Consider the following 12696-nt stretch of genomic DNA (forward strand, 5'->3'; position numbering starts at 1 on the left):
TTTTTTTGTATTAAGCTATTTGACCACCGATTAATCCACCGATTGAAAGCATTATTATTGAAATCACAATTGCTCCAACAAGAACTGGTCAGATACCTTTTAGATAACGATCATAACCAACTCTCGAAATTGCCACTGCACCCATTACAACTCCAGATGTTGGAGTGAACAGGTTTAAGATTCCATTAGCCATTGAAAATGCCATAACAGATCCTGAAGCGGCAGATTCTTGGAATGCGAAGTCTGCACCACCAACTGTTCCTGTTGATACAGTCCCAACAAGTAATGGGAAAATTGCGGTTGCAAATCCTGTTGAAGAAGGAATTAAGAACGATAAAGGTAAGAATAAAATGAATAATACCAAGATCTTTGCAACCTCACTGTTTATTCCTCCTACCGATTTACCTAAAGCACTCACGAATAGCTCTTGCATGTGAGTTTGTTGTAGGATAATCCCAACTCCCCCAGCTGTAGCGATTACTAAACAAACGCTAAGAATATCTGTAGCTCCTGTCATGAATTCTTTTAAAAATCCCTCTTCACCTAAATTAAGAGCAAGACCAGCAATTACAGAGGCGATTAAGAATATTCCTGCAATTACATCCATTCCACCTTGTCCTCAACCAGGGATCATTGAAGTGATTCAAGGTGCTTTATCATTTACTCAATTTCCCGCATCTTCCATTGTTGTAGTACCAAATAAAGAATCTCAGTTAACTAAGTAGATAATCATAATTAAGAATGTTAATCCGAATATAGCTAGTGTAGCTTTTCTTCTTCCATTCATTTCAATTTTTTCAGCATTCGCTGATAAGAAAAATTTCTTATCACCTTCCATTGTTGAAAAAGTGATTGATTTAGATGGATCATTTTTGACTTTCTTAGCATATAACATAACAAATGTGATTGCGGCAGTAACCACAACAACTCAAGTCACTAACCTTCAAACCAAACCATCGGCAGCACCAATTTGTTGACTTTGATCAACTCCCTGGTTTAAACCATCCATTGCTAATGCGATTACAAATGGATTAACAGTTGATGCAAGAACACCTGATCCTGCCCCAACCATCACTATCATTAAACCTGTGAACGTATCGAATCCAGCAGCGACCATTAAAGGCACGCAGATCATGTAGAATCCCAATGATTCTTCAGCCATTCCTTCAGCTGTTCCACATATTGCAAAGAACATCATCAGAGGTATGATTGCTCATATTTCTCTACCTTTTAATTTAGATAAAATCCCTTGAGAGAACCCTTCTAAAGATTTTGATGAAACCACTATTTGTATAAATGCTCCCAGAACTAAAATAAAGACAATTACATCAACTTTACCCAAGAATCCCTGAATTGGTGCATAGAATACATCCACCACTCCAGCAGGACTTATTTTAACATTACCAGTTAATGTTAAAATTCCGTCTTTTGAAACATTAACACCTTCGATTGCATTAACATTTTCTAAAAATCTATCAACCCCTTGATTCATTCCGATATCTAGTCATTTTTGATAAATAGCTTGAACATTTTCATTAGTTGACGTTGCTCAATCACCAAATGCGAATTTCTCCGCTACATCAGTTGTAACACCAGATCAATTTAATATTCACGACAAAAATACCAAGATTGCAATAATACCTAAAAGTATTGTGAAAGCAGACATCATTTTGAACTGTTTCTTCTTCTTATTCGGATCTGAGGCTTTTAGTTTTTTGAAACTTTTTTTATTAAGTTTATTATTTGTCAATACAGATTTGTCATCCGTAGAGTTATTAACTTTAACCATTCCCATACCCCTTTTTCATTTAATAGTAATTATATAGAAAACAAAGGTTGATTTATAGTTAAAATGACTTCAAATACAACATAATAAAAAAACAAATTATAAATATCTATTTCTACATAAAAAACACCCGAAGGTGTTTAATGTTTATAATACAAATTTTGTTCCTGAAGCACCTTTTAAAACTTCTTCAACTTTATCTAATGATCCTACAAATGCTGGTTTACCATTTGTTGATTGTACATATGACATAGCTGCTTGTATTTTAGGCAACATTGAACCTGGAGCAAATTGCCCTTCAGCAATAAATTGATCACACATATCCATTGTCATTACATCGAATTCTGTTTCATTTGGTTTCAAGTAGTTAATTGAAACTCTATCAATTGCTGTAAGAATAACAAGAGAGTCGGCATTAGTCAAGTCAGCAATTTTAGCTGCAGCAAAATCTTTGTCAATTACAGCTGCAACCCCTTTATAGATTCCATTTTCTTCAATAACAGGAATTCCACCACCACCAGCAGCAATTGTTACAAATCCAGCATCAATTGCATTTGTGATAAGTTCGTGTTCAACGATGTCAATTGGTTTTGGAGAAGCGATAACTCGTCTTCATCCTCTTCCTGCATCATCTTTTACATCTCATCCATTTTGTTTGGCTAATTTTTTAGCTTCATCTTCAGTCATAAATCCACCAATTGGTTTAGTTGGATTTTTAAAAGCTTCATCATTTTTATCAACAACAGTTTGTGAAATTATTGATGCTACACTTTTATTTATTTTACGAGTTCTCAATTCATTAGTAATTGCTTGTTGTAAGTGATATCCAATATATCCCTGACTCATAGCTCCACATTCAGGAAAATCAACTAATGGTGATTTTTCATCGCTTTTATGTGCGATTTCAAATCCGTTATTAATCATTCCAACTTGTGGTCCATTACCATGAACAATAATTACTTCATTGCCTTTTGTAATGAAATCTACTAAGTGTTTTGCAGTATTTTTAACGATTTCTTTTTGCTCAATGGGGTTATTCCCTAGAGCATTTCCACCTACTGCTACTACGATTTTTGACATATTTAAATCCTCTTTACTATTTCATTTTTGATAAATAAAAGGTTATCTAAATAACCTTTTAAATTTAACTATTACGCGATTTGTCCACCGATTGCTCCACCGATTGCTAGCATAACTATTGAAAGCACGATAGCTCCGGCAACAATTGGTCAAATACCTTTCAAGAATCTGTCATATCCAACTCTTGAGATAGCAACTGCTCCCATTACAACTCCTGATGTTGGAGTGAATAGGTTTAAGATACCACTAGCCATTGAGAAGGCCATTACTGATCCTGAAGCTGCTGCATCTTGGAATACAACTGCCCCTTCTGCATTTTGAGTAGTTACTGTTCCTACCAATAATGGGAAGATAGCTGCTGCGAATCCAGATGTAGAAGGAATTAAGAATGATAGTGGTAAGAATAGTATGAATAATACCAATATTTTACCAACTTGACTTGAAATTCCACCAACTGAAGAACCTAATGCATTAACGAATAATTCCTGCATGTGAGTTTGTTCTAGGATAACCCCAACACCCCCGGCTGTAGCAATTACTAAACAAACACTAAGAATATCAGAAGTTCCTGTCATGAATTCTTTAAGGAATCCATCTTCTCCAAGTCCCAATACAATAGCCATAACTAATGCTGATATTAAGAACATGGCGGCAATTACATCTAATCCACCTTGTCCTCATCCCGGAATCATTGAAGTGATTCAAGGAGCTTTATCATTTACTCAATTTCCAGCATCTGCCATGGCAGTTACTCCGAAAATTGAATCTCAGTCAACAAGATAAACAATCATTAAGATAAATGTCACTGCGAATAATCCTAAGATAGCTTTTCTTTTACCATTCATTTCAATTTTTTCAACATTTGCTGATAAGAAGAATTTTTTGTCTCCTTCAGCTGTTGAAAAAGTAATTGATTTTGAAGGGTTCATTTTCACTTTTCTGGCATACATCATAACATATGCTATTGCAGCCCCTGTCATTACTGCTCAAGTAACGAATCTTCAAACTAATCCGTCACCAACAGAGATTGTTTCAGATACTGCTCCACTACCATTTAAGCCATCTAATGCAACGTTAATTACAAATGGGTTAACAGTTGAAGCTAATGTACCTGTTCCAGCTCCTACCAAAACAATTAGTAGTCCTGTAAATGTATCAAATCCTGCTGCGATCATTAATGGGATACAAATCATGTAGAATCCCAATGATTCTTCAGCCATTCCTTCAGCTGTTCCACAAACTGAGAAGAAAATCATTAGAGGAATAATAGCTCAAATTTCTTTTCCTTTTAGTTTAGAAACAATACCTTGTGATAAACCTTCTAAGGCTTTAGAAGAAACAACAATTTGAATAAATGCTCCTAAAACCAAGATAAATATAATAACTCCAGTTTTCCCTAAGAATCCTTGGATTGGAGCGAAGAATATATCTACGAATCCAGCTGGTTTAATAGTTTCATTTTGTAAGAATGAGATTAAACCATTCATATTAATAGATGTACCATCAATCAATAATCCCGAAGTTCGTAAACTTCCCAATCATTGTTCAAATTCTGCTGTGTTCGCTAACGGACTTCCAGATGTTTTTCAATTTTCAACGATTGCTTGAACGTTTGCATTTGTTGAATCAGCTCATTCAGACATATTTACGCTATATCCTACATCAGTTGTCACTCCTGTTCAATTAAGAATTCAAGAAAGGAATACCAAGACTGCGATGATCAATAATAAGATAGCAAACGCAGACATCATTTTGAATTGTTTTTTCTTCTTATTAGGATCTTTCGCTTTTAGCTTTTTAAAGCTCTTTTTGCTAAGTTCGTTATTGATAACAGTCTTATCTTCACTCACCGCTTTTGTAGCTGTGGCCATATAAGCGCCTCCTTTTTCTATTTATTTTTATAGAATAATTTTTACTACTTATATGGTTTATTTACCAACAGTAGCTACCATAACAGCTTTAATTGTGTGTAATCTATTTTCTGCTTCTTCGAACACTACTGAGTGTTTTGATTCGAAGATTTCGTCAGTTACTTCCATAGCTGTTAATCCAAATTTTGCATTAATATCTTGAGCTACTTCTGTATTTAGATCATGGAATGCTGGTAAACAGTGCATGAATAAGTAATCATCTTTGGCACCTTTTACATTTTCAGCATTAACTTGGAATGGTTGTAGTAATTTGATTCTTGATTCTCAAACTTCTGCTGGTTCACCCATTGATACTCAAACATCTGTATAGATAACGTCAGCATCTTTTGTAGCTGTTTTCATATCATCACATAATGTGATTGTTGCACCAGTTTCTTTAGCAATTTCTTTACATTCTTTTACTAAATTTTCATCTGGTCATAATTCTTTCGGAGCTGCTGCCACAAAGTGCATTCCCATTTTGGCACATCCTACCATTAATGAGTTACCCATGTTGTTTCTAGCATCTCCCGCGAATACGAATTTCAATCCTTTTAATTCACCTTTTTCCTCTTGAATAGTTAAGAAGTCGGCAAGAATTTGTGTTGGGTGTCATTCATCTGTTAATCCGTTAAATACAGGTACTCCTGAGTATTTAGCTAATTCTTCAACATCTGATTGTTTGTATCCACGGAATTCAATTCCGTCATACATTCTTCCTAGAACCCTAGCTGAGTCAGCTACAGATTCTTTTTTACCAAATTGAGATCCTGAAGGTCCTAAGTAAGTAACGTGAGCTCCTTGATCAAGTGCTCCTACTTCAAAGGCACAACGAGTTCTTGTTGAGTCTTTTTGGAATAGTAAAACAATATTTTTACCTTCCATCATTTTTTGTTCTGTTCCTGCATATTTAGCACGTTTTAAATCACGTGATAAATCTAATAAGTATCTTATTTCTCTTGGACTAAAGTCTAATAGTTTTAAGAAACTTTTTCCTTTTAAATTTACTGCCATAGTTTTTTCTCCAAATTTTAATTCTATTTATTTTTATATCTATATATTAGTATTTATTAAATTTCATCTCTTCATAGAGGCATTGTCATACATCTTGGTCCACCACGTCCACGTGATAATTCTGCTGAAGGTGTTGTAATAACTTCAATTCCAGCTTTTCTCATTAGGTCGATTGTTACTCAGTTTCTTTCGTATGCAATTACTTTACCTGGTGCGATTGTAATGTGGTTTGTACCATCATTTCATTGTTCTCTACCAGCTGCGATTGGATCTTCTCCACCACATTTAATAATTTGTACTTCACGTCCTGTTAATTCGTTTAATACTTCAATTAATGGTTTTTTGATTTCTTCTGTACCTTCTGGTGTTACCATATAGATTTTGAATAAATCAACATTATCGAAAATCAATGGGTGAGCGATGAATTTATCATAGTCCACATTTGTAAAGACTGTATCTAAGTGCATAAATGCTCTTGTTTTTGGTAAGTCTAATACTAAGATTTTTTTATATGTTCCTTCAGCAAAGATTCTTTCTGCAGCTAATTTAACAGCTTCCATACTTGTTCTTTGTGAAACCCCAATGATTAAAACTTCTTTGTTTAAAATCATGATGTCTCCACCTTCGATTGAGTGGTCTCAATCTCTTTCGTAGAAGTAAGGAACTTCTCCTGCAAATCTTTCGTGGTTTTTAAACATGAAATCAGGGAATAATGTTTCTCTGTTTCTTGTTACAGATCACATGTGGTGTAAAGTAACTCCGTTACCTACTGATGCAAATGGATCTCTTTGGAATAACACGTTTGGTAATGGGTCAGCTACGAAAGGATAATCATCCCCATCTTTAATTCCCATTTCTATTTTTTTTGTACCTGCAATCATTTTAATAACCATGTCTAAGTTGTTCATATCCATTAGGTATTTTTTGAATGCTTCAGTATGTTGTTTATCATTGATTCCTTCTTCGATGAATTTATCAACGAACGCTTCACGTTTGTCTGGATTTTGATCCAACGCTTCAGCTGTTAATTCCTCAATGTAAAGAACTTCAGTCCCAGCTTCTCTCATTAATTGAGTGAACCTGTCATGTTCTTCAACTGCTACTTTTTTAAATGGAATATCATCGAATAATAATCTATCTAAAAGATCTGGTACCAAGTTTTCAACTTCATCTCCAGGTCTGTGAACTAAAACTGATTTTAATTTACCAATTTCAGAATATACATTAATTTTTGCCATAAAATTAATCCTCCGTATTTTGTTTCTATAAGTTTTTTTGTTATTTAGTTGTCTGGGTGGGATGCCCTTCATAGCTATCCCTCACCTTAATAATACAACTTTTTGAGATTTTGTTGTAATTTATTCTAATTTTATTATCTTTTTTTTGGAAAAACTTCCAAAAAAAGATAATAAAAGAAACACAAATAAAAACCCCTTACTAAATAAGGGGTTAGATAATTAAATTATTTTTTATCTAGAACATCCTCAACTATTTTCTTTAAAAAGAATCTAAATGTTCTTGGGTGGTTTCTAGCTATCATAACGATGAAGCGTTCTTTTCAAGAATTAAAGTATCTTATCTTAGGTTTTTTAGAATTTGCAACTTTGAAGAAAAGTAATGCTAAGTCCTTGCTCGTCGTTTTAATCTCACTTGTATTGGGAACTAATTTAGTTACAGCATCAACAAGTCTTTGATATTCAGAACCCGGAGAAGTATTCCTAATTGCGTTAGCTACTGCTATCTCGCTTCATGAAGATTGTGTAAGTCCTGGTTGAATCACTACTGAACTTATCCCAAATTGTCTGACCTCAGAATCTAGAACGTCACTCCATTGTTGAAGTGCTGCTTTAGAAGCATGATAATGTGCACCCAATGGCATATATAAGTTTCCGGCAATTGATCCAATGTTGATGATGATTCCGTTTTTTTGTTTCCTCATTATCGGTAGGACCATATTAGCTAATTCAACTGCACCAAAATAATTAACGTCAAATTGATATTTTGCATCATCAGTTTTAATTTCTTCGGTTGGCCCATACTCACCATATCCAGCATTATTAATTAGAACATCAATTCTTCCGTATTTTTCTATAGCTTGATCTACAAATAGCTTATTTTCTGTTGGGTTAGTTACATCAACTTTAACAGGTGTGATATTTTCAACAGCTGGGATTTTTTCAACCCTGCGGGCCCCAGCAATAACCTTTCATCCTTTATCTGCAAATAATTTAGCGGCTTCAAATCCCATTCCATTTGAAGCTCCGGTAATTAAAACTACTTTATTAGACATATTGTCTCCTTCTATAAACCAGCACTATTCAAAACTTTAGATATCTCACGATAATTTGGGAGAAATTGTTCAACAAATCTTCAAAAGTCTTTTGAGTGATTGTGGTATCGTAAGTGCGCAAGCTCGTGAATTATTACATAATCAATTATTTCGGGTTCAAAATGCAGAAGTTTAGTGTTATAAATTATTTTCTGCTGCGTTGGGTAACAAACCCCTCATTTTGTATTCATAACTTTTACACTCATATTCCTAAATTCAACACCCATCATTAATGCGTATTGACTTGAACGATTGATAAATCAATTCTTATATTGTTTAGCTAGAAATGTATAAATTTTATCTAATTGAATCTTTGAATCATAATAGTTTTTCATGAAAATCCCTTCTTCGTTTTGTTTAGTGTGAATATTTTCATCAACTATAAACAAGGGCACCTCTTTATTAAATATTTTAATTCATGGTTGAGAACCATATAAATCGTATTTAGATCTAACCTCATAATTATTTTGGACTTGAGTGATTTTTGAAATATTCTTGTATATCATTCTCTCAATCTCTCAATCAGGAGCATATTCAGGAGCTGATATATGAATTTCTCCCTCACGTACACGAAGGATTATGTTTTTTTGTTTACCGTATCTTATATAGTAATTAACAGAATTGCCATTAACACTTAAACTTTTTTTAATTTCTGCCATAGTTCCTCCGTTCAATAGTTATATTATATAAAATAATCGACAGCAAATATAAACAACATATAAAAAACCCGCTTGGGTTTGCGTTTATATACTTATGTCGTCTTGTTCTTGATGTTTGTGTTGAATCATTCAAGCATTTCTGCAAATATCGGTTTAGCATTAGTTCCAACATCTAACTTAGCTATTCCAAATACCGCCTTGTTTAAGTTGATAATAGCTTTTTCAATACCTTCAAGTCGTTCTTCGATTACATCAAGTCTCTTTTCAATTACATCTAATCTTTCTTCAATTCTATCGAGTCTTTTGTCGATTGCATCGAACTTTTGTAAAACTATAATTTGGAACTCTTTTTGTGTCATAGTAGTCCTTTCTAATTTGAGATGTTTCTTGATAATTATGTCGAAGAACTTCTCTAAAAATTTAATATAGGCTGTCTTCTCCTGATCATTTAAATTTGAAACTAGTGCAAATCATTCATCTTCAAAATCAAAAGCATCTTCACCTTCTTTAGACTTATATGGACCAAAGAAATATTTTTTGATTTTCATTAATACCTCCTAGAGGTCAAGGTTATAATTGCGTCTTATTTCAAAATTAGTATAGCAATGAAATAACATAAAATTTAGATAAATTTAATTGTTAGAAATTGATAAATAATAAAAAATAAATTTCTTTACCTGCCTCATTAAGTATTAGGAGTTTTTTAGAAATATTTACCATTGATTTGAACTTATTTGAAAAAATTAAAAAATAGATAACACGTAATCGTGCTATCTATTTTTTTTAGTTATTAAATTTGAAGAAACATACATCTCCATCTTGCATGATGTATTGTTTTCCCTCTAAACGCATTTTTCCAGCATCTTTAACGGCTTTTTCACTACCATGCTCAAATAGAGCGTCAATATGGTAAATATCAGCCTTAATGAACCCTTTTTCAAAGTCTGTATGAATAATACCAGCACATTGTGGTGCTGTTGAACCTTCAGGGAATTGTCATGAACGAGCTTCTTGAGGACCAGCTGTAAAGTAAGTTTGTAATCCTAAAGTTTTGTAAGCTGCTTGAATTAATGAGTCTAGTCCTGATTGAGTAGCTCCAAGATCTGCTAAGAACATATCTCTTTCTTCAGGAGTAGCTTCTGATAAATCTTCTTCGATTTTTGCACAAATTTTAACCACTTCACAACCGATGTTTGCAGCAAATTCTTTAACTTGTTTTACATATTGGTTATCTTCAGCCAATTCATCATCATTTACGTTACATACGTAAATGAAAGGTTTAGCTGTTAATAATTGGAATCCTGATAAGATTTTGTTTTCTTCATCAGATAATTCTAAAGTATTTAATAGTTTTCCTTCATCTAAGCAAACTGCTAATTTTTGTAAAACATCATTTTCAGCTTTGAAAGTTTTATCTCCACCTTTTACTTTTGAAGCAATTTTATCAATACGTTTTTTGATTGTTGCTTCATCAGATAACATCAATTCTAAGTTAATGATTTCGATATCACGAACTGGATCAACACTTCCTTCAACGTGAGTAATATCTTTATCATCAAAACATCTTACAACTTCACAAATTGCGTCAGTTTCTCTAATGTTTGCTAAGAAAGCATTTCCTAAACCTTCACCTTTTGAAGCTCCAGCAATTAAACCAGCAATGTCAACGAATTCAATTGTTGTTGCGATTTTCTTTTTAGATTCAAAGATTTCTTGTAATTTATCTAAACGGTAATCTGGTACTTCTACCACTCCTACGTTTGGTTTAATTGTTGCAAATGGGTAATTTGCAGCTTCTACTTTTGAGTTTGTGATTGCGTTAAATAATGTTGATTTCCCTACGTTTGGTAATCCTACAATCCCTACTTTTAATGCCATATTATATTTCTCCTGTTTCTGTTTTATTTTGTGATTTTAAAATCAAGACACTTCCGATGATTCCGATTACTAAACCAATAACAAAACCTAATCACATGATTTGTTTTGTTTTAGTTGTATCATGAGTCATTAATGAAGCTGTTGATAAAAAGATTAGTCAACCATTACCGAATAAAAATCCCGTAACAACAATTGTAATCAAAATTTTTCAAACCATTCCTAATTCATTATTAACTTGAGTTACTTCCATTTCAAAAATAGGTTCTCTCAATAATTTAACTTGATCATGATTGCCGTTGTTTTTATTGATAACAGTTATTACTATGAAAGCTATTGCTACCAATAGTACATTAACTATCCCTGCCACTAATGTGGCAATAGTCCCATATTTAACTTTTGTATTAAATACAGGTTTCATATTATCTTTCATACTAATTCACCTTCGCTTTCAATTGACGTTTTAGAACTTCTCTCTTTAATTCGATGAAAAGATCAAATTTGATGGTACTTCTAAATTTATACTTTGCACCAATGCGAATTAATTCTCATTGTGTTGTCCCACTTGGATGACTTTTGTTAAATTCGACAATGTCTCCAATAGTCAAATCTTCGTAATTCATTATTGTGAATCCTTTTTAATTGCTGAATAAGTTCTTGGATACATTTCGTTTGTTGAAGTTGTCTTTGTATAGAATAAGTTAATTCTTTCTCCATAACCTTTATCAACTAAGATTTGTTTCTCTGTTAAAGATAATCCCATCTTTACATCACGGCCTCTTAAATGTCTCATTTCTTCATCAGCTCTCGGACCTTTTAAAGTAATGTATAATCCACCAACTTTAACTAATTGAACTCCGATTTCTAAAATAATATCTAAGTAAGCTACAGCTCTTGATACAACAATATCAAACTCTTCTTTATGAGCTACTGAAAATTCTTCAGCACGTTCATTAGTAACTGTGATTCCTGTTAAACCAAGTTTTTCAATTGCCAAGTTTAAGAAAAATACTTTCTTGTTATTTGATTCAATCAAAGTTATTTCAGTTGCTGGGAAAAAGATTTTTAATACAATCCCAGGAAAACCAGCACCAGTTCCAATATCAGCAATTTTCTGATTTGTAATTGGACAATTTTCTGTAAATAATAATGAATCTAAAAAGTGTTTTACATAAACATCATTTTCTTCAGTTATTCTTGTTAAGTTATACTTTGCATTTTCTTCAGTAAGAATTTCAAAATATCTCTCTAATTTTTCTTTTATATCTTCTGTTAGTTTGAAGTTTTTGTATCCTTCAAAGATTTCTCAATTATTAAACATATGTTATGCCTTTCATAAACAAAAGAGGTCTCTACCTCTTTTGTTGCTATTAAAATAGACTTGGTTTAGCTTTAATGAAGTAAACAGCTCCACTGTAAATACTAAAGAATGTTGCAATATACATTGGAATCATCAACACTTGGTTTAATCATCCATATTCATTTGATATATTTCCAGTAGCAAAAAATTTGTAGTTAACAAAGAATAAAATTGATAACCCTATCATTTGGAACATGGTTTTTAACTTACCACCCATTCCAGCAGCTAGTGTAACTCCTTTTTTAGATAAGATCATTCTAATGAAGTCAACAGCAATATCTCTTAAGATTAGGATTAATACCATTCAAACCGGTAACATTCCTGTTACTGAAAATAAAATTAAAGTTGAGTTAACTAATAATTTATCTGCGATTGGATCAAAGAATTTTCCAAAATCAGTCACTTGATTATTTTTTCTTGCTAGATATCCATCTAAGAAGTCAGTGAAACTAGCAATGATGAATACTAGTCCAGCTACTAATCATAATATTGGTAATTGGAAGTTATCTCCCATATTAATAGTTCAATCTCAGTTTTTACCGTTTTTGATTTCAACATAATAACTAACTAAAATTAAAACAATAACAACCGGCACTAATAATAGTCTTACCAAAGTTAAGATATTTGGCAAGTTCATTTGTGATTTATTTTTCATATGAATTCCTCTTTTTACTACATTAATT

Annotated in this window: 13 protein-coding genes; all 13 read right to left on the reverse strand. The window is 32.6% G+C overall.

Translation table 4 applies throughout. From position 1 onward, the window contains the following. Nucleotides 1–10: 10 nt before the first annotated feature. A complete protein-coding gene (locus tag G319_RS08930; RefSeq protein ID WP_026389289.1) occupies nucleotides 11–1669 on the reverse strand; it encodes a YfcC family protein in 1659 nt (552 codons plus the stop codon). Between the two features lie 264 nt (nucleotides 1670–1933). Then, nucleotides 1934–2866, reverse strand: a complete 933-nt coding sequence (gene arcC, locus G319_RS0101045; RefSeq protein ID WP_026389290.1) for a carbamate kinase — start codon at nucleotides 2864–2866, stop codon at nucleotides 1934–1936. Nucleotides 2867–2937: 71 nt separating this feature from the next. Beyond that, entirely contained in the window at nucleotides 2938–4737 is a 1800-nt protein-coding gene (locus G319_RS0101050; RefSeq protein ID WP_280123361.1) for a YfcC family protein, read from the reverse strand. Between the two features lie 57 nt (nucleotides 4738–4794). Beyond that, entirely contained in the window at nucleotides 4795–5790 is a 996-nt protein-coding gene (gene argF, locus G319_RS0101055; RefSeq protein ID WP_026389292.1) for an ornithine carbamoyltransferase, read from the reverse strand. A gap of 56 nt (nucleotides 5791–5846) precedes the next feature. After that, nucleotides 5847–7028 carry an arginine deiminase gene (locus tag G319_RS0101060; protein ID WP_026389293.1) on the reverse strand — a complete coding sequence of 394 codons (1182 nt, stop codon included), beginning with the start codon at nucleotides 7026–7028 and terminating at the stop codon, nucleotides 5847–5849. A 224-nt stretch (nucleotides 7029–7252) separates the two neighbouring features. Then, nucleotides 7253–8080: an SDR family NAD(P)-dependent oxidoreductase gene (locus tag G319_RS0101065; RefSeq protein WP_026389294.1), complete on the reverse strand. Its 828-nt coding sequence runs from the start codon at nucleotides 8078–8080 to the stop codon at nucleotides 7253–7255. Nucleotides 8081–8091: 11 nt separating this feature from the next. Then, nucleotides 8092–8778: a YgjP family zinc-dependent metalloprotease gene (locus G319_RS08635; RefSeq protein ID WP_026389295.1), complete on the reverse strand. Its 687-nt coding sequence runs from the start codon at nucleotides 8776–8778 to the stop codon at nucleotides 8092–8094. Between the two features lie 92 nt (nucleotides 8779–8870). Further along, nucleotides 8871–9326: a hypothetical protein gene (locus tag G319_RS08935; RefSeq protein WP_026389296.1), complete on the reverse strand. Its 456-nt coding sequence runs from the start codon at nucleotides 9324–9326 to the stop codon at nucleotides 8871–8873. Between the two features lie 235 nt (nucleotides 9327–9561). Next, complete coding sequence (gene ychF, locus G319_RS0101080; protein WP_026389297.1) at nucleotides 9562–10656, reverse strand: redox-regulated ATPase YchF; 1095 nt, start codon at nucleotides 10654–10656, stop codon at nucleotides 9562–9564. 1 nt (nucleotide 10657) lies between these two features. Continuing rightward, nucleotides 10658–11086, reverse strand: coding sequence for a hypothetical protein (locus G319_RS08940; protein ID WP_026389298.1), 429 nt, complete (start codon nucleotides 11084–11086; stop codon nucleotides 10658–10660). 1 nt (nucleotide 11087) lies between these two features. Next, on the reverse strand, nucleotides 11088–11276 hold the full coding sequence (locus G319_RS0101090; RefSeq protein WP_026389299.1) for a DUF951 family protein: 189 nt from the start codon (nucleotides 11274–11276) through the stop codon (nucleotides 11088–11090). Then, nucleotides 11276–11974, reverse strand: coding sequence for a 16S rRNA (guanine(527)-N(7))-methyltransferase RsmG (gene rsmG, locus G319_RS0101095; protein ID WP_026389300.1), 699 nt, complete (start codon nucleotides 11972–11974; stop codon nucleotides 11276–11278). The genes G319_RS0101090 and rsmG overlap by 1 nt, the downstream gene beginning before the upstream one ends. A 49-nt stretch (nucleotides 11975–12023) precedes the next feature. After that, nucleotides 12024–12668, reverse strand: a complete 645-nt coding sequence (gene pgsA / locus G319_RS0101100) for a CDP-diacylglycerol--glycerol-3-phosphate 3-phosphatidyltransferase (protein ID WP_026389301.1) — start codon at nucleotides 12666–12668, stop codon at nucleotides 12024–12026. Nucleotides 12669–12696: the final 28 nt, after the last annotated feature.

This window comes from Tullyiplasma multilocale ATCC 49900, from assembly GCF_000483165.1.
GTDB classification, from domain to species: domain Bacteria; phylum Bacillota_I; class Bacilli_A; order Mycoplasmatales; family Mycoplasmataceae; genus Tullyiplasma; species Tullyiplasma multilocale.